General features: G+C 40.2%; 18 protein-coding genes. 13 read left to right on the forward strand and 5 right to left on the reverse strand.

Annotation, left to right across the window (positions count from 1 at the left end):
- The first annotated feature begins 9 nt into the window (after positions 1 to 9).
- From I2E21_RS03005 to I2E21_RS03055, 11 genes are all read left to right on the forward strand, one after another.
- Positions 10 to 675, forward strand: coding sequence for a response regulator transcription factor (locus I2E21_RS03005; protein ID WP_025577695.1), 666 nt, complete (start codon positions 10 to 12; stop codon positions 673 to 675).
- A 2-nt stretch (positions 676 to 677) separates the two neighbouring features.
- Complete coding sequence (locus I2E21_RS03010) at positions 678 to 1,694, forward strand: HAMP domain-containing sensor histidine kinase (RefSeq protein ID WP_025577697.1); 1,017 nt, start codon at positions 678 to 680, stop codon at positions 1,692 to 1,694.
- A gap of 104 nt (positions 1,695 to 1,798) precedes the next feature.
- Positions 1,799 to 1,969, forward strand: coding sequence for a cysteine-rich KTR domain-containing protein (locus I2E21_RS03015; RefSeq protein WP_011527997.1), 171 nt, complete (start codon positions 1,799 to 1,801; stop codon positions 1,967 to 1,969).
- 490 nt (positions 1,970 to 2,459) lie between these two features.
- A complete protein-coding gene (locus I2E21_RS03020) occupies positions 2,460 to 2,936 on the forward strand; it encodes a sigma-70 family RNA polymerase sigma factor (protein ID WP_025577699.1) in 477 nt (158 codons plus the stop codon).
- 590 nt (positions 2,937 to 3,526) lie between these two features.
- The gene (locus tag I2E21_RS03025; protein WP_025577701.1) at positions 3,527 to 3,892 is read left to right on the forward strand and encodes a type II toxin-antitoxin system PemK/MazF family toxin; all 366 of its coding nucleotides are present in this window, start codon (positions 3,527 to 3,529) and stop codon (positions 3,890 to 3,892) included.
- Positions 3,885 to 4,022: a hypothetical protein gene (locus tag I2E21_RS03030; protein ID WP_158563395.1), complete on the forward strand. Its 138-nt coding sequence runs from the start codon at positions 3,885 to 3,887 to the stop codon at positions 4,020 to 4,022. The genes I2E21_RS03025 and I2E21_RS03030 overlap by 8 nt, the downstream gene beginning before the upstream one ends.
- Positions 4,023 to 4,067: 45 nt before the next feature.
- Entirely contained in the window at positions 4,068 to 5,999 is a 1,932-nt protein-coding gene (locus I2E21_RS03035; protein ID WP_243240578.1) for a recombinase family protein, read from the forward strand.
- A 106-nt stretch (positions 6,000 to 6,105) separates the two neighbouring features.
- Complete coding sequence (locus tag I2E21_RS03040) at positions 6,106 to 6,477, forward strand: TnpV protein (RefSeq protein ID WP_195410365.1); 372 nt, start codon at positions 6,106 to 6,108, stop codon at positions 6,475 to 6,477.
- Positions 6,474 to 7,115, forward strand: a complete 642-nt coding sequence (locus tag I2E21_RS03045) for a hypothetical protein (RefSeq protein WP_195410366.1) — start codon at positions 6,474 to 6,476, stop codon at positions 7,113 to 7,115. The genes I2E21_RS03040 and I2E21_RS03045 overlap by 4 nt, the downstream gene beginning before the upstream one ends.
- A gap of 384 nt (positions 7,116 to 7,499) precedes the next feature.
- Positions 7,500 to 8,003 carry a hypothetical protein gene (locus I2E21_RS03050; RefSeq protein ID WP_195410367.1) on the forward strand — a complete coding sequence of 168 codons (504 nt, stop codon included), beginning with the start codon at positions 7,500 to 7,502 and terminating at the stop codon, positions 8,001 to 8,003.
- The gene (locus I2E21_RS03055) at positions 8,003 to 9,127 is read left to right on the forward strand and encodes a restriction endonuclease subunit S (protein WP_195410368.1); all 1,125 of its coding nucleotides are present in this window, start codon (positions 8,003 to 8,005) and stop codon (positions 9,125 to 9,127) included. Before I2E21_RS03050 ends, I2E21_RS03055 begins: the two co-directional genes overlap by 1 nt.
- On the opposite strand, the gene xerA is transcribed toward I2E21_RS03055, so the two are convergent.
- The 4 genes from xerA to I2E21_RS03075 form a co-directional block, all read right to left on the reverse strand.
- A complete protein-coding gene (xerA, locus tag I2E21_RS03060; RefSeq protein WP_195410369.1) occupies positions 9,075 to 10,058 on the reverse strand; it encodes a site-specific tyrosine recombinase/integron integrase in 984 nt (327 codons plus the stop codon). The genes I2E21_RS03055 and xerA overlap by 53 nt on opposite strands.
- A gap of 56 nt (positions 10,059 to 10,114) precedes the next feature.
- Complete coding sequence (locus I2E21_RS03065; protein WP_195410370.1) at positions 10,115 to 13,384, reverse strand: DEAD/DEAH box helicase family protein; 3,270 nt, start codon at positions 13,382 to 13,384, stop codon at positions 10,115 to 10,117.
- A 219-nt stretch (positions 13,385 to 13,603) separates the two neighbouring features.
- Positions 13,604 to 14,902, reverse strand: coding sequence for a tyrosine-type recombinase/integrase (locus I2E21_RS03070; protein WP_195410371.1), 1,299 nt, complete (start codon positions 14,900 to 14,902; stop codon positions 13,604 to 13,606).
- A gap of 107 nt (positions 14,903 to 15,009) precedes the next feature.
- Positions 15,010 to 15,675, reverse strand: a complete 666-nt coding sequence (locus tag I2E21_RS03075) for a helix-turn-helix transcriptional regulator (RefSeq protein ID WP_195410372.1) — start codon at positions 15,673 to 15,675, stop codon at positions 15,010 to 15,012.
- 181 nt (positions 15,676 to 15,856) lie between these two features.
- Here I2E21_RS03075 and I2E21_RS03080 point away from each other — a divergent pair, with 181 nt between their 5' ends.
- Positions 15,857 to 16,072: a helix-turn-helix domain-containing protein gene (locus tag I2E21_RS03080; protein WP_002586623.1), complete on the forward strand. Its 216-nt coding sequence runs from the start codon at positions 15,857 to 15,859 to the stop codon at positions 16,070 to 16,072.
- Here I2E21_RS03080 and I2E21_RS03085 read toward each other — a convergent pair.
- Complete coding sequence (locus tag I2E21_RS03085) at positions 16,024 to 16,317, reverse strand: hypothetical protein (protein ID WP_195410373.1); 294 nt, start codon at positions 16,315 to 16,317, stop codon at positions 16,024 to 16,026. The genes I2E21_RS03080 and I2E21_RS03085 overlap by 49 nt on opposite strands.
- Between I2E21_RS03085 and I2E21_RS03090 the strand changes: the two genes are divergently transcribed.
- Positions 16,306 to 17,733, forward strand: coding sequence for a MobA/MobL family protein (locus tag I2E21_RS03090; protein ID WP_195410374.1), 1,428 nt, complete (start codon positions 16,306 to 16,308; stop codon positions 17,731 to 17,733). The genes I2E21_RS03085 and I2E21_RS03090 overlap by 12 nt on opposite strands.
- Positions 17,734 to 17,775: the final 42 nt, after the last annotated feature.

The following is a 17,775-nucleotide window of genomic DNA, read 5'->3' on the forward strand; positions in this document are numbered from 1 at the left end:
TTTGCGGCTATGGCAAATATTTTTCTACTTGAAGATGACAAAATTCTGAGCAAGGGTATTTCTATCGCCCTAAAAAAAGACGAGCATATGGTCACAGCAGTCTATGGGTATTTGGAAGCATTGAAGCAATACCAAAAACAAAAGTATGATTTGTTTCTGCTTGATATTAACCTGCCTGACGGCAATGGTTTGGAATTTTGTGAAAAAATTCGTGAAACATCGGAAACACCCGTATTATTTCTAACTGCTAATGATACGGAAGAAGATATGTTGGAAGGGTTTGGCGTGGGTTGTGATGATTATATATCAAAGCCTTTTTCTATCGAAGTTTTACGGAAAAAAGTATTGGCAGTTCTAAAACGAAGTGGCGTAGGAAAATTTCGTATGAAATACAGAGATTTAGAGTTAGATAAAGAAAAGTGTCTTGTTTTGATGAAGGGACAGGAAATACATTTGACCTCAACAGAATACAAATTGCTCCTTTATCTAATGGAAAACAGGGGAAGGGTTGTTACAAAGGCAATGCTTTTGGAACAGCTTTGGGATATAGATGGAAACTTTGTTGATGATAATACCGTGCGTGTGAATATTAAGCGGCTAAGGCAGAAACTGAATGATGAAAAGCAGGAATACATTGTAACAGTTTTTGGCATGGGCTACTCTTTTGGAGAATGACGATGAAGCATTTTGTGATTTATAGAAAACTGATTTTAATTATAGGTACTGCTACGGCGGTGGTATCTGTTGGTGTGTTCTTTTTTATGGAGGACATCCTTTTCCGTACGCTTTTTATCTCTTTTGCATTTGTATTTTTTGGGGGTCTGTTGTTCCTGCTGGACTTTCTGCACAACCGCTATAATGATAATCTGTTAGAGGAGATTACGCTGCTCATTGAAGCATTGGTAGAACAGCAGGAACGTACGGTCTTTTCAGAAGCTGAGGATACCCTGACCGCACGGCTGCAGCATCAACTTCTAAAACTCCGCAATATTTTAAAGGCACAGAATCAAATGCTGACACAGGAGAAAGAACAGATTAAAACTTTAATCTCCGATATTTCGCATCAAATTAAAACGCCCGTAGCAGCGGCAAACACCTTTGCACAGTTATTAGGTGATACAGGGTTATCCGATGAGGAGAGAAGGGAATATATTGCCACCTTGCAGATGTCCCTTGAAAAGCTGACTTTTTTGACAAACAGTTTGATTAAAATGTCCCGTTTGGAAAGTGGCATTATCCGATTAAAACCTGAACAAAGCAGTTTAAATGATATTGTTATGCAAGCGGTAAAAACGGTTTATGCCAAAGCAAGGGATAAAAATATTACGATTACCTTTGATTGTGGGCAGACCTTTGAAGCCCTGCTTGATTTTAACTGGACGGCAGAAGCTGTTACCAATGTACTTGACAATGCTGTGAAATATACACCAAGCGGAGGAGTTGTGGACTTGAAAATCACCGAATATCCATCGTATTTGCGATTGGATGTATCCGATAACGGAATTGGCATTCCTGAAGAAGAACAGGCAAAAATCTTCGGCAGATTTTACCGTGGAAAGCAGTCAGCAGGAGTTGACGGTGTAGGGATCGGTTTATATCTTACCCGTGATATTGTGAATAAGCAGAACGGGTATATCAAGGTGGCATCCGATGAAAAAGGTACGATATTTTCTTTATTCTTGAAAAAAGTTTAGAGAATAATAGTAATTCCAGATAAGTGTACGATATGAATTTGTCAAGATAGTAAATATAAAATAGAAAGATTAAATAAAACATGATAAATGGAGATGGATAATTTATGATTTCAGAATGGATAATTTGCCCGATTTGTGGCAACAAAACCCGTGATAGAGTTAGAGAAGATACTGTTTTAAAGAATTATCCTCTTTACTGTCCGAAATGTAAGAAAGAAACTTTAATAAATGCAAAGAAATTACATATAACCGTCATCAAAGAGCCAGACGCATAGACGCAGAGCCGATGAACTTGTGAGATAACCTCATAAGTCATCGGCTCTTTTTTTACATGAATATAGAATTTGACAAGTCCGCCAAATAAAAAAAACGGTGTTTTGGTGGGCAATTTTGTCATGCTCAGATGGCTATTTTATCCCTCCAGACCTGTTTCAAGTTTGGAGGGATTTCTTATGTGTTGGTCTGATAACACTGTGCTGCTGATTTTAAGCAGCAGTTATTTACATACCGTTCGATAGAGATGAGAATAATCTGTTAAAAAAATTCTTATCTCCATTTGGGGAAATTATGTTCCAAAAGTAGATGTTAAATATCTATATAATAGAATTGTTATTTCTTATAACCGTAAGGGTTTGACAGCCTTTGCGGTTTTTCTTTTGTCGTTTTTTGTTGAATTAAGTCGTAAGCCTGTTTGTGGCGTAGGGTGTCGTTCACCGCCGATCAATCTGAAATTTCAAAAATTCAGATTGATTGGAGGAACAAAGAATGAATGAAAAACATCCTAACCGAAAAAAGGACAAGCATAACCCTTATACGCTGATGATTGTAGAGGGCAGATATTACCTCTCTTTTAAAGATGGGCGGGGTGTTATGCAAAATATTGAAATAGAGAAAGTGCTGTATGACCTGTTTAACCGTTTTGAGCTTGAGGATATTTCCTATCTTAATCGGGTGAGCAGGCACATTGAACACTCCGAGTTGACAGAAAACTCCTTGAATGACCGAGTTTTTTATAAGGAAGAAAGTCTTGAGGAAACCGTTTCAAGGTGCATCGAATACGAACTGCTACATAAGGCAATATCAAAACTGCCCGAAACACAAAGACGCAGGCTGCTGTTGTACTTTTTCGGAGAGTTGTCCTATGAGCAGATTGCCAAGTTGGAGGGATGCACCAAAATGGCGGTTAAAGGAAGCGTTGACATTGCACTAAAGAAGTTAAAAAAACTTTTTGAAAAATTTTAATTTTAGCCTATACGAAACCGCTTTTAAGTGAGCAAACAGGTGAGAGGGATTAAATTCCTTCCACCTGTTTTGCTTTGTGTGGCGAAAACGGGAGTGATCCTTGACAACCGAATATCCATTCGCCAAATACTTCCTCTTTGTGATTGTGATGAGCATAAGCGTGTGCAGCGGTACGCCAAGACCTGTTAAGAAGCAGCGAGCGATGAAAGGGGGTGATCTCATTCATTACCGACTGAAAATATCGGATTGCTTCCGATTTCGCCATAACCCACAAAGAGAATAATGGTACTCCCGTCCAGTCACAGTCCGAGCGTGATAAAACCGTCGCAGGCAATGAGGGCGGCTCTGGCAGACCGTCAGAGGGGTGGAACTCCCGTGGTGTCAGTTCGCTACTGACCGTTTGGCGACTTCCCATAGCATTTCGGGGTGTCGAGGACAAATTGAAATGCTCCTATCATAAAGCCAGATAAAAGGTAGTCATAGGAACAGAGATTTTGCTTATACTCTCCCGACCTTAAATACTTCCTTTTGTTTGGCTGCCTACATAGGCAGAACATACCTGCCTAAATAAATCTGGGAGGTCAAACATAATGGAAAGAAAAATCAAGCGTGGAGATATTTACTACGCAAATCTAAATCCTGTTATCGGCTCGGAGCAAGGCGGAACAAGACCTGTACTTATCATTTCAAACGATGTCGGCAATAAGCATAGCCCTACGGTCATTGTCGCACCCATCACAAGCCGAATACACACTAAAGCAAAATTGCCGACACACACTTTAATCAATGATTTTGAAGGTTTGGATAAGAACTCAATTATCCTGTTTGAACAAATCCGCACCATAGACAAACAACGCCTGCGTAAATATGTTGGTATGCTATCCACAGTCATAATGGCAAGAGCCGATAAAGCTCTTGCCATTAGTATTTCTTTGAGGGAGGTCAATAATGAATGAAATTAAGGTAGATAAAAATGTAGCGGCTCTGAAACTCATTGAGATACTTCTTGAAAAAGGAATGATAAATCAAGCCACATATACAAATATCGTGAAACACGCAAATTCGCACATTTCACAGGCGGCTTGATAATCAGTACAATATATTCAGAAAAATGAATTGGAGGTATGCTTAATGAACACAGCAGTAAATGAATATAATTACAGATTTAAGCTCACAGATTATTCTCTGTTTGACAGAAACAGAGCCAGAAAAGTTGCTATTTATGGTCGTGTTTCAACAGAACACGAAGCACAGTTATCTGCATTGGAAAATCAGTTACAATGGTATGATGACCAAGTAAAATATCATCCGAACTGGACGGTCTGTGAACGATATATTGATGAAGGTATCACGGGAACACAGGCAAAAAAACGCCCTGCCTTTTTGAAAATGATTGAAGATGCCAAGCAAGGTAAATTTGATTTAATTGTTACCAGAGAGGTATGCCGTTTTGCACGAAATGTTGTGGATACCCTTGTTGTTACAAGAGAGTTAAAAGGCATAGGCGTTGAGGTGTTTTTTATCGACGATAATATTTGGACAATGGACGGAGATGGAGAACTGCGGCTATCTCTTATGGCAACATTGGCACAGGAAGAAAGTCGCAAGACTTCCGAGCGTGTAAAAGCAGGTCAGAAAATCAGCCGTGATAATGGTGTTCTCTATGGAAACGGTAATATTTTAGGTTATGACCGTGTTGGAGATACCTATGTTATCAATGAGGAACAGGCAGAAACGGTCAGAATGATATATGATTTGTATCTGCAAGGTTATGGCTCGATGAAAATCGCAAAGATTTTGACGGAGCGAAAAAGGAAAACAGCTTCTGGACTTATAAAGTGGAGCGTTTCAAATATTATGAGAGCGATTAAAAATGCCACTTACACAGGAACAAAGTGTTACAACAAATCCAGAAGCAATAACTTTTTAGAGCAGAAGCGAATAAACAATCTTGATATGTCCACTTATGAATATGTTGAGGGTGATTTCCCTTCTATTATTTCTCAAGAGATATGGAATAAAGCACAGGCGATAAGGGAAAGTAGAGTAAAACCTGTATGTGTATCGGCAGGGAAAAACACACATAGTAAGCGTGATTCACGAGATATATGGGTCAATAAGCTACGTTGTTCCTGCGGCTCATCATACCGTAAAAATAAATGGCATACGAAATTGGACGGAAAAACCTCTTACGGTTATCAATGCTACAATCAGCTTAACAACGGAATTAAACGGAAAAGAGCTGAAATCGGTTTAGATACTGAGGGATATTGTGACAGCAGAATGATAACCGATTGGAAACTCGATTTTATGGCAAAAGCTTTGTTAGAGCATCTCTGGACGGAGAGAAAAGAGTCTGTACTGATTGCGTTAGACCTTATTAAGTATTATTATAAGGAAGAAAAATCTAACGAAACTCAATCCGATACGGTAACGATACAGGCGAAATTGGATAAGGCAAATAGCAGACTGACTAACTTGATTGCTATGAGAGCTGATGGAGAGATTTCCAAGGACGAGTATCAAGCAATGAGAAGTCCTGTCGATGAAGAAATCAAGAAACTTCAAAAAGCACTTGATGAAATTCCACAGGAAAAAAGCAATCCGAAAGGATTGGATATAGAGGGTATCCGTTCCACTCTGAACAGCTTTATTGATTTTAGTGGTAGCACTATCAGCCACGATGTTGTCAATCAGTTTGTATATCTGATAACACCGACATCGGATACTACATTTGATTGGTATGTTAATCTGAATGGGACAGCAGATGTGAAAGCAACCTTTACAGCGGAAGGCAGAAAGAAAAACTGCATTATCAAATTGGAGGAAATCGAAAAGATTTCCTCGGTACATAGGGAAAAGAATGAGGACAATGCTCATTTCATTAAAAACCCCCATATTTTTACCTATCTGCACAGGCAGCTATTAGAAGCGGGGATGAGAAGTAATTTTTACTTCTGCTTCACAATAAACTACGAACAGGCAAAAGCTTTTCGTAACGCCAACGGTCAATATCTTCGCCAATCACAATGGGAAGATATAACGGTGGAAGTGATTTTCTAAAAAATATCCGTCTATCGAATAAATCGGTAGGCGGATTTTTTTGCACATTCGTGTTTAGATTGTGTTTTCGTTATAATGAAATCAACAAAATTAAGGAGGTTTCATTATGAACACATTATTTGAACAAAGCGTGTGCAACTACGAAATACAAGGTGATTATCAACTGCCTTGCATCGCAACAAAAAAGCAGAATGAATTGCATATCGGCGTGTGGGCAAACCGTCACAGACAGTATCTTAAACAACATCATCGAATAAGATATTACAATCTGCTCACAACGGAAAGGCTGTACCCTTACCTTGCGGACATCGAGGAACAGGCACAAACAATGTTTTCACAACTTGTCAAATCATTTGCCGAAAAAGAAAATATTACAGAAAAGCTGAAATCGGATAACCCTATGTTATGGGTGCAGAAGATGAACAGCATCCGTAACAGAGCAATGGAAATTGTGAATAGCGAGGTGATTTTTGTATGAGAAAAATCGTAATATTCGCAATGATATTGACATTCATTTTTACTTTGGTAGGTTGCACTGCCCATAACGAACCAGACAAAAAGGCGGTTGAAAGTTCATCGACTAACGCTGTAATTGATACAACTCAAGTGGAAAAATTGTCCGAGAAAGCAGAGGGTCGAACAGTTGAGAAAAGCACATTTTTGGAAGAAACAACACATTCGCCTGCCGCTGAAACCAGTACAGAAAAGGTGTCAAAAGAGCCGATTTTTTCTCAAACAACAACAGCAAATACCGAGCCGAAGCAAGATATTCACACACAAAAAGAAATGCCTAAAAGCGAAGCATCTGAGCCCGAAATAACAACAAATACTGTTTCGGAAGTCATCACAACAGTTGAAGAAAATGAAGAATTTGATATATCGTATTGGATTTCTTATGCACAAAATTATGCTCAAAGTATAGGTTTAACCTTCGATGAAACTGCTACCGAATGTTGGGACAATCCAATATCCGCTAATACAAACAACAAAAATATCGGCGCTGATATTGAAAGCAGATTGAACAGATACAAGAATGTTGATGGATTTACATCGGTGTGGATATGGGCAGAAAAAGTATCCGATACACAGTATGAACTCTACATCGGATACGCATAAAAATTAAGCACGGATTGCAGAATAATCAGTTGTCCGTGCTTAAATTTTTGTTTGATAATTAATTTTGAATGTTAAAAAAATGGGATAAAAAGGCGTATGCAAACTAAGCGAGCAGACCATTTGGATAACCAAACGGTAATCTGCCCGCTTTCTGCACATACTGAGCGAGCAGACCATTTGGATAACCAAACGGTAATCTGCCCGCTTTCTGCACATACTGAGCGAGCAGACCATTTATGGACAGATTGTCCAAAACGGTGCTGTCGCTCGTGCTTTCAGCGAGCAGTGTATTTATGGATACATTCCATAAATACCTCGTTAGGGTGACACCCTAAGACCTGTTCCGAAAGAATAATCACGATTTATCTTTCAGGAGGTGGCGTGATGTTTGAAAACTTTTTATCTGTGTGTAAAGATGTAACAAAAACTACAAGAAAAATTCCACAGGGCGAATATTTATCTGATGGAACATATAAAATTTTTGACCAAGGAAAAAATTATATCGGTGGATATTGCAACACAGCAAACGGTGTAGCTTCAGATTATCCTTATATTGTTTTTGGTGACCATACTCGTGTTATAAAATACATTAATGAACCGTGTTATATAGGTGCTGATGGTGTTAAGTTGTTAAAAGTTTATAATAACGATTTCATTCCTAAATTTGTTTATTATGCTATGTTGGCTAATCCTGTAGAACATCAAGGATATAGTAGACACTTCAAACTATTAAAGGAAACGAAAATTCGCAAATACGATAAATCAATTCAAAATACCATAATCGACGAATTAGACAAAATTAATTTGGCGATTTCATTAAAAGAATCTATTTTAAATCATCTTGATGAATTGGTAAAATCACGATTTATCTTTCAGGAGGTGGCGTGATGAAATTGACAGATATATGCGAATTTCATGGAGGTTCACAACCTCCTAAAAGTGAATGGTCATCTGAATATAAAGATGGTTATATAAGGATGTTGCAGATTAGAGATTTTACACAGGAAGGAAGAGTAACTCCAGAGTATGTAAAAATCTCCAATCGTTTGCGATTATGCACAGAGGACGATATTCTAATTGGCAGATATGGTGCTTCTGTCGGCAAAATATTATCAGGTAAATCGGGGGCTTATAATGTAGCCATTATGAAAGCTGTTCCTGATACATCTGTGGTCAGAAAGCAATATTTGAGATATTATTTTCTATCTCCGAATTTTCAAAACTATATTTTGAATTTAGGTGGGCGTGCCGCACAAGCAGGTTTTAGTAAAGATGATTTAGCCCGTCTTGAAATAACGGTTGTTTCACTTGAAGAACAAGATAAAATAGTCAACGAATTATCCACTCTTGAAAAAACGATTTCTACAAAGCAGAAACAACTAAAAGAGTTCGATGACCTTGTAAAATCACGATTTATCGAGATGTTTGGAACCCTTGACCTTTCTATTCAAGGTGAATCTTGGCTTCCCTTGTCAGAGATATCAACAATATATACGGGGACAACACCTAGCACAAAAGAAAAAGAAAATTGGGATGGTAAGATACCGTGGATTACACCTGCAGAATTATCGGAAGACTCTTTTTTTGTCTTTGATTCGGAAAGAAAAATTACAGAAAAAGGATTAAAATCGAAATCTTTATCATTGATGCCTAAAAATACCGTGTTATTAAGTACAAGGGCACCTATCGGTAAAGTTGCAATAGCAGGTATAGAAATGTGTTGTAATCAAGGATTCAAAAACTTTCATTGTAATAATACGATTTTAAATCCCATATATCTTTATACCCTTTTAAAAAACAATAACGAATATTTGAATTCTCTTGGAACCGGTACAACATTCAAGGAAATTTCTAAAACAAACGTTTCTAAAATCAAAGTACCAGTTGCTAATATTTCGCTTCAAAACGAATTTGCAGACTTTGTTAAACTAATCGACAAATCGAAATTTGTTGGTTACTTTACCCTAAATATTTTTTATGTGAAATCTTCACATTTTCATCATCCACCATAGCGTATTCAAGGGTAGTATCGATCTTTGCGTGTCCTAATAGGTGCTGAACCTGTTCTATGGGCATTCCTTTATCTATTGCTTTTGTTGCAAGGGTACGGCGGAATTTGTGTGGATGAACATTACCAATTTCCAAATGTTCTCCGATTTTACGCAAAGCAATTTCAACACCGCTGACTTTTAATCTGTTGTATGGATATAACAGACTTACAAACAACGCAGGATTGTTATCTTTTCGCGTTTCAATATATTGTTGCAGATGTATTTTTGTTTTAGCATCAAAATAAACTTTTCTCTGTTTATCGCCTTTACCAAAAACAATACATTCCTTATTAGAAAAATCAACATCGGAAATATCAAGCCTTACCAGTTCTCCTACACGAATACCGGTTGAATAAAGCAGGTCAATTATGGCAAGGTCTCTTGGATTTTTACAGTTTTGTCTCATAAGCTCAATACTTTCATCCGAAAATACTTCTTTCACAAGTTTCGGTGTTTTAACTTTATGTATCCTTCGGGCGGGGCTTTTTACAATATAATCCTCACTTTCAAGCCAAGAAAAAAACGATGAAATTATTCTTCGCATATTATCAATAGTGGATTTTGAAACTTTGTTAGTATCCTGATAATTTGATAAATACAATCGAATATCCTCGGTCGTAACGGAGTAATAGATTTTAGTTATATGAGAAAACATTTTCTGTAATGTTGTTTGATAAAACGCAATGGAACGACTTGAACAACCTTCGATTTTCTTTGCCGCCAAGAACGACACCAATGCTTCTTCGTTGGACTGGGGTTGTGTTTTTACCACATCAATAATTTCCTTGTCTTTTAATGCCTTGTAAAGAGTTCTTTCAATAATCTGCAATGCGTTTTCGTCAAAATTATCTTTTAAACTCTCGACAATTTCTGTAATAATTTTAGTGCTCATAAAAATTACCTCCTATATTTCACAGGAGGTAATTTCAAAAAAATATTCACTTGAGATTAAGCAGCAACATTGAGCGAATTTGTGAACATTGCCACAAGTTGAAGAATAGGAGCGAGCTCATTATCAAACAACTCAGGAATTTCAATTTCAGAAAATGGCTCTGTATTAACTAAATCATCTTTTGTAACATTTCCGTTGCGTATTGCAAAATCTATGATTAAGTTAATTAACTGCCTTTGCTTCTTGTTAAAGTCATTGATGTTTAAGAATTTTGCACATTTTTCATCAATGGCTTTTTTATCAAGCCCGACAATTTTTCTTATAAAGATAATTAACTCCTGTGTGCTTGCAAATTCTTCTTCGGCGCTTGTTTCCGGTGTTTTTAATGAATCCAATACTGATTGAAGCTCATTAAGGTCTTTGCTGTTCAGCTCATCCAAATTTATGATTTTCTTTACAGATTCCAATTCACCGAAATGTTTTTGCAAATATGTAATGATTTTTTCTCTGTATGTTTTGAAATTATCAAAATCATACTTTACATCACGCGCTTTGGTTTCAATCTTGTCATTAAAATCTGAAATCTTGTCGCCATCAGGCTCCCCACGCAAATATTTAATAAGCGGTCCGACTTCCTTTTTTACTTTTTCAAGTTCAAAGAAATCTAAGTCTGCGTAATAGTCCTCATCGGCAAGGCGTTTAAGAATTTCCCTTTTATCAAAAACATCTTGAATACTTGCTTTTTTTAATAATGCTAATGCCGTTTTAAGAAGTTGTCCTTGTTGCTTTGAAGAATCAACCGAATCGTCCAATAACGAAAGCTGAACTATGCTTACTCTGTAATCAAAAGATTTGGAGTAATTATCATCGGTAGTATCTTGGTCTATAAGCTTCAACAGCTGCGTCTTAATTTCATACACATTCTTGTCTGACAAATAGTCAAAAGCAGGAAGTTTACTGTATTTATCTACATAAAACAGTTTCGGTTTAACATCTATACGATTTGTATCAAGTTTTTTAATTTTCTCAACAAGATTGTTTTTTAGTTGTTGATGATATGCTTTGTATTCCGGTTGCTCCTGATACTCAATGCTTTGCAACTTTGCAAGAATATCCAGTCGCAAAGCATATATTTTTTGGTTTAGATTGAGCGGTGTTGAAGGGTCTTTCCCGTCCGGATGCAAGTCAAAATATTCAAAGTTATTGCAATAATCAAAAACAAAGAAACCTTGCTTGTCCACATAATCTTTGCGCTCATCGTCTAAGGTTCTTCCCTCGAAATAATCTCTCGGTGGGGTAATTACATGTAAATCCTTGCAGGTTCTTGTTCCTCGACCCCACATTTGGTCAAATTTAATTCTCGAAAGAACACGCTTGAAAAATACAAGGTTTACAATTTCCGGAATATCCACGCCCGTATCCATCATATCCACAGATACAACAATTTGAGGATTTGAGTCTTTCTTTGCAAAGTTGTCTTGGCGGGTTTTATTCTTTTTTATTTGATTGTCAATTACCTGACAGAATTCATCACCTAAATGCGGATATTTTTTCTTAAAACGCTCTGCGATTTTCACGGCGTGATTATGGTCAACCGCAAAAATCAGCGTTTTACCGATTTTGTTACCGTTTTCTACTCGCAACCCGTTCGCAAAAAGGTCAGCAAACATCTTATCTATGGTATCGTTGTTAAAAATATCTCTGTAAAACGCTTTTCCTGCAACTTCTTCAGGAATATTTCCGTTTTCATCAGCAAACATTTCCTCGTACTGTTCTTTTTCTGCTTCACTCAGGTCATTGTATTTCAAACCGTTTTTCATAACCGCCGAAGTTTTGTCAAAAGCACGATAACTTACCAAATAATTGAGATTTACCGCTTCTTCAAACTTCACTTCAAATGTTGGCTCGTCGGTGTTCAAATCCAATATTTCATAAGTTGACCTATCAATGGCCTTGCTTGGAGTAGCAGTCAAGCCGATTATAAACGAATCAAAGTACTCAAAAATAGCACGGTACACATTGAAAAGAGAGCGGTGTGCTTCGTCAACGAATATCAAATCAAAATGTCCTACTGAAAATTCCTTTTTCGGCTTGTTCAAAAAATTAAGCATAGAGTTATAGGTGCACAGGCAAATTCGAGCACCGGTATCTCTGTCCGGATTTTCGGCGGAAATATCGCTGACGCCACCCTCTATATATTTGCTGAACGGTTTCAGTGCGTTGGAAACGAGATTGTTTCTGTCCGCAAGAAAGAGTACATTCTGCGCCCAGTCGTTGTTTATTAAAATTTTGCTGAGTGCAACAGCGGTTCTCGTTTTGCCAACACCGCAAGGAAGAACAAGCAAGCCCTTTCTTCGCATAGCGCCATCGGTGTTCATCGAATCAATCATTTCTTTAACTGCTTCAACAAGCTTGCTTCTGTCAATAATCGAAGTGTCAACTTCCTTATTTTTGATAGGCTTTCGTTTATCTTCAACACCTGGAAGTTGGCGCTTTATAAGCAACTCCAAATCATCAAGAGATGCAAAATTACCCACCTCTCTTGCCGGATAACCCAAACGGTCTTGAATTTTTATGATATATCCATTGGTGTAATAAATAACCGGTCTGTATTTCAAATTTAAGTTTTTCACCAGTGCGTCTGCATAATCTTTCGCTTGTTGTGCGCCGGCTTCTTCGGATATGCTTGTTCTCTTTGCTTCAATTACGGCAACAGGCAATCCTACTTTGTTGTATATAACATAGTCAACATACCCGACTTTTTGATTCGGTAAATCGTGCACCTCTATCTCAATACCAACCTTATTTGGCACAATTTTTCCCTTTTCTTTCAGAACGGAATACCCGGCACTTTTCAAGTTGGTATCGATGTAAAGTTCTCTTGTTTTTGCTTCTGTAATAGAGTATTCAACCTTTGATACATATTCAAATGTTCTTTTCTGCGTTTCGTCAAAGTTATTTAGTTTGGAGAAAATTTGAAATGTTACTTCTTTTAAGTTTTCTAAAGCAAGGTCGGCGGTTTCTTTATCGATGTCGTGGTCAAAAGCAGCATTATTTCCGGCAAGATATGTAAAATGCAGTTTATTATAGTACTCCGTTTTACCCAAAAACTGTTTAAAAGTTTTATCCTTTAACAATTTGATAAGTTCGCTTGAAGCTGCTTTATATTTCGGAAAATGCTTTGCATAAGTATAACGGACAAGGCTTTCCAAACATCTGCCGTACTTGATACAACGCAAATAAGCGGAATCTGTTTGATTGTCCGATGAAACCGCTATATACAGGTTTTGGAGTTCTTCTATATTTTTTAAGTAATCAAAATTCATAGGTTACTCCTTTCTTTTTGCTGTTAACCAAAGTATTCATCCATTTTACTGTCGAGCAATTCCTGTAAATCATCAATCTGTTTCTGCACGATAAATTTCGATTTAACTATCTAATCCTCAAAAACCATTGATTTTTCAAGGTTTCACGCCTGTTTTTCATTCAAACCTTATCTGTTTGCCCTTGTTTTTGCCCTTACGAGCCGAAACAAGGGCAACTTTTTATTCCCCGCCGACCACCTTATCCAGCAGCCTTGCGGAAGTGCGCTTCGCTTCCCTTGTAGAGTGAGCGTAAATGTTCATTGTGGTACTGACATCAGAGTGTCCGAGAAGTTCCTGCACATCTTTCGGCTTTGCGCCGCCGGAAAGCAGATTGCTTGTGTAGGTGTGGCGGAGCGTGTGGAAATGGAAATCCTCAAGCCCTTTCACTTTCTTCTTTGCCGCCCTGCACATAATCCCCACCGTACTCGGCGCTTCATACGCCCCGTCTTCTCTCAGGCAGACAAAGGAGATTTCCTTGTAGTCCTCCGGGACTTCCTCTGTCCTTTGCAGGCTGTAAACCTCATAATAGGTGCGCCCTTTTTCCTTTACTTCTTTGTAGTAGTTCAGGTGATAAAGCTCCCCGTAGCGGAAACGGTTTTTGCGCTGTTCTGTTCTCGCCGCCCGCAGGATTGCCGCCAGCGTGTCGCAGAAATCAACGGTGCGGACTTTGCTTCGCTTTGTCGTTCCTACTTCGGTTGTGTGCCTTGTCCCGTTATAGCGCATACTGCGGCGTACTGTAAGATATTGTTCCTCAAGGTTAATATCCTGCCAAGTTAAGCCACATACCTCCCCGATACGAAGCCCCGTATAGTAGGCTATCTGCACAGGCAGCAAAGCAGGATTATCCTTTGCCTTGAGAAATTCCTCCAGCTTTTGGAACTGCTCATGCGTGATAGTAGGAATACTGGAAGTATCTTCCTCACTGTCCGAGAAAATATCCGTTTCCTGCTTCCTGCCTCTCAGCTTCACATACTGCATAGGGTTAAAGGTAATCAGTTTTTTCGGGAAAACCGCAAAGCGGAAGGAATTTTGCAACACCGCCGAGAACAGGAGCATATACCCTTTGCTCATGGGCTTTGAAGTTGTCCCGTCCGGGTTTGTCCCACCGTAGCTCAGGAAATCAATGAACGCCTGCAAATGGTCGGCGGTCACTGTTTTCAGCTTGCGTTTGCCAATGGGATATTGCTTGATACGGTTGACCGTTCCCTGATAGGACATGACCGTCCCGTTGCTTAAGTTGCCGGGTTTCAGTTCTTCCTCTACCCACATATCCAGCATATCGCCTACCGTGATGTTTTCCGCTTTCCCGACAAACTGCTTTTCCTCGTAGTCCGCTATCGCTTTGCGGAGCATGGCTTCTGTTTCCGCCTTGCTCTCTGTGCCTGCAAACTCTTTCTGCACTTTTCTGCCGCTTTCATCTTCAATGTAAAAGCGTCCGTACCACTTTTTGCCTTTCTTTCTTACAGAACCTTTTGCCATAGATAAAAAACTCCTTTCTATCCGTGGCAATCGGGACTGTGACATATGGTGTGCGTAAAGTAATTGTGTCACTTCCGCCAGTGAAAGTCAACTGGCGTCTTTACTTGTCAAGGTGCCACGGAATTTTCTTTTTCGGATAGCCTTTCTTCGGCTTCCTCCACTATCCCGAAAAGTGCGCCCATCGACATTTTTGTGCGCCCCTCATCGTGGATATGTAAAATCCCGTCTAAAAACCGTTTCATATCTTCAATCGGTACTTCCATCTTCTTGCGGTATACCTGCTCCATGATTGCCCCGGACTCTATGGCGTACCGCCCAAGAGACTCTTTCAGCCCTTTGTCCTCCGCCACACGGTCAACTTCCTCCATAGCGTCAGCAAAGTAGCAGGTCATAACCGTATACAGGTCAACCATCTTGCCGAGAAATGTCGTGAGAAGCTGCTGGTGCGGCTCGCCCTTTACTGTATGGGAAACTGTGTCCAGATACTTCCTGATGTGTTCCTCAATATCCCGCTGGCAGAGAGTATAGGTGTCATATTCCTTATCATCGGAAAGACCTGTCAGCCATTCGGGAGTAGTGAGCAACGCTTCCGCAAGACCGTTGATAACCATTGTGCGCTTCGGATCAACCCCGTCCGCTTCGTACCGCTGAATGGTGGATTTGTTCACGCCCACACGCCTGCCGAGTTCCGGCATGGTAATGTTTAACTCTGTGCGGCGTTCCTTAATCCGTCCGCCGACCTGTTTTGCGGTGAATGTGGTTTCTTTTTTCAAGGTGTTCACCTCCTGACTGGTATCAGTATAACACGCCGATACTTATTTTGCAACCCTCATTTCAATAAAAGTTGTAAATAAACTATGAATAGTTGCGAAATAGGTTGACAAGAGATGACAGAATAAGTATAATGATAAAACAATAGTTGCAAAATGAGTATTCTAAAAGGAGGTTGATAGAATGAGCGCAGTCAAAATGGGACTTACCATAGAGGAAGCCGCAGAATGTACGGGTATCGGCAGGAATACCATGCGGAAGCTGGTGGAATGGGGAAAGCTGCCCGTCCTCAAAGTAGGGCGCAAGACCATTATCCGCAGGGACACGCTGGAACGGTTTCTGACGGTCAATCAGGGAAGAAATCTTCTGAAACCCGATGATGTCCGCAGAGTGGAATGACCATCCATTCTCTTTTCGGAAAGTAACCCTAAGCCCTCGGCGTTTGAGAGCGAAATACACCCCTCGCACAAATCTTCGATTTGTACTCCGGGTATTTCGCCCTTGCAGGGGGCTTCCGTATCAACCGCCTTCGGCGTATGATACGGGGCTGTCACCGCTGCCGCAGCGACAGCCGCAACCGTAAACGGTTGCAAAAAAGGACGCACCTTGACAACAGAAAACGGAGATGATGTATGCCGAGACACAGTTTTATCCAGATGTCGAAGCTGCCCAATGTCAAAGGGCGAATATCGTATATTACAAGCCATGCAAGGCAGGAAAATCTCTATGCCACCTACCGCACCGCCGACAGCACCTTTTGGAGCAATCTTGCAAGGGAAAGCCAGCAGGAGTTTAAGAGAAGCGGCGCAGAGGGAAAGTGTATTGAAGCAAGGGAGCTGATTATCGCCTTGCCCGAAATCTATACGCAATACGAGCCGCAGCAGGTACTCACGGACTTTACAGAGGAGTTCCGCAGGCGGTACGGTGTGGAATGCGTGTCCGCACTCCACCACAACAAGCGCAAGACAAATTATCATATCCATCTGATTTTCAGCGAGAGGAAACTGCTCCCCGAACCCGATGTGAAGATTGCTTCCCGCAGCGTGTTCTTTGACGAGACTGGAAAGCGTGTCCGCACCAAAAAGGAAATCACGGGGGAGGACGGGCAGATACGGAAAGGCTGTACCGTCATCAAAAAAGGCGAGGTATACGAAAGCCATCTGTTTACTACCAAAGATACACGCTTTAAGGGAGAGCCTTTTCTCCGGGAGATAAAGGAAGTGTATACGGAACTTATCAACCGCCATATCTCTGATCCTGAGCAGCACTTAAAGGTATTTGATAAAAACAGCGTCTATCTGCCGACCAAGAAAATCGGCAAGAACAATCCCAAAGAGGACGAAATCAAAGCCGACAATGCCGCAAGGCAGGAATGGAACAGGACAGCGGATATGGCGTTATTATCGGGTATCTCCGAAGCAAAGATTTTAGAAGTCAAGCGGACAGAGATACACGAAAAAACGAGCCAGTCTATCAAAAGCAAGGGCTGGCTGCCGGGTCTGTTTCGCAGTATTGTCAGCAAGGCAAAGGACTTCCTGCAAAACCTAATCTGTGAACATGATATACCGCCTAAGCCTGTCCTTGAGATAGATATGGCAGAGTTCCGCACCATGCAAAAGCTGATGATAAAGGCGCAGGATAAGGCGAAAGAAATCCGGCATTTGCAGGATACGGTACTTCCGAAGCTGAAACAGCAACTTGCCGATACAAAAGGGATTTTCAAGGGTAAGGAGCGCAAGGCGCTCACAGAGCAGATACAGCGGACAGAAAAGGAAATCGCTGAAAAGCTGGATAAACTACCCGATGTTCTGAAAGAGGACGGTTATCCCGATGTGCAGGCGTTCATGGCAACCTACCGCAAGGCGGAGGCTGTTGTGGAGCAGTACAACCGTGACCTTGCCGCATGGGAGCGGGAGGTCAGGGAGAACCGCAGACCAGCCGAAAAAGAAAGGCTTACACCGCCCGAAAAGAAAAGTATTCGTGACCAGCTCAGGCGGCTACAGGCAGAGGGCAGACAGAGAAGCCAGCCAAAGCGAAAATCCCACGACAGAGAAAGATAGCTTTAATGCCGAAAACAACACCGCAGGGCAGTACCCCTGCCT

Origin of the sequence: Ruminococcus sp. BSD2780120874_150323_B10 (genome assembly GCF_015553695.1) — a bacterium.
Taxonomy (GTDB): Bacteria; Bacillota; Clostridia; order Oscillospirales; family Acutalibacteraceae; genus Ruminococcoides; species Ruminococcoides intestinale_A.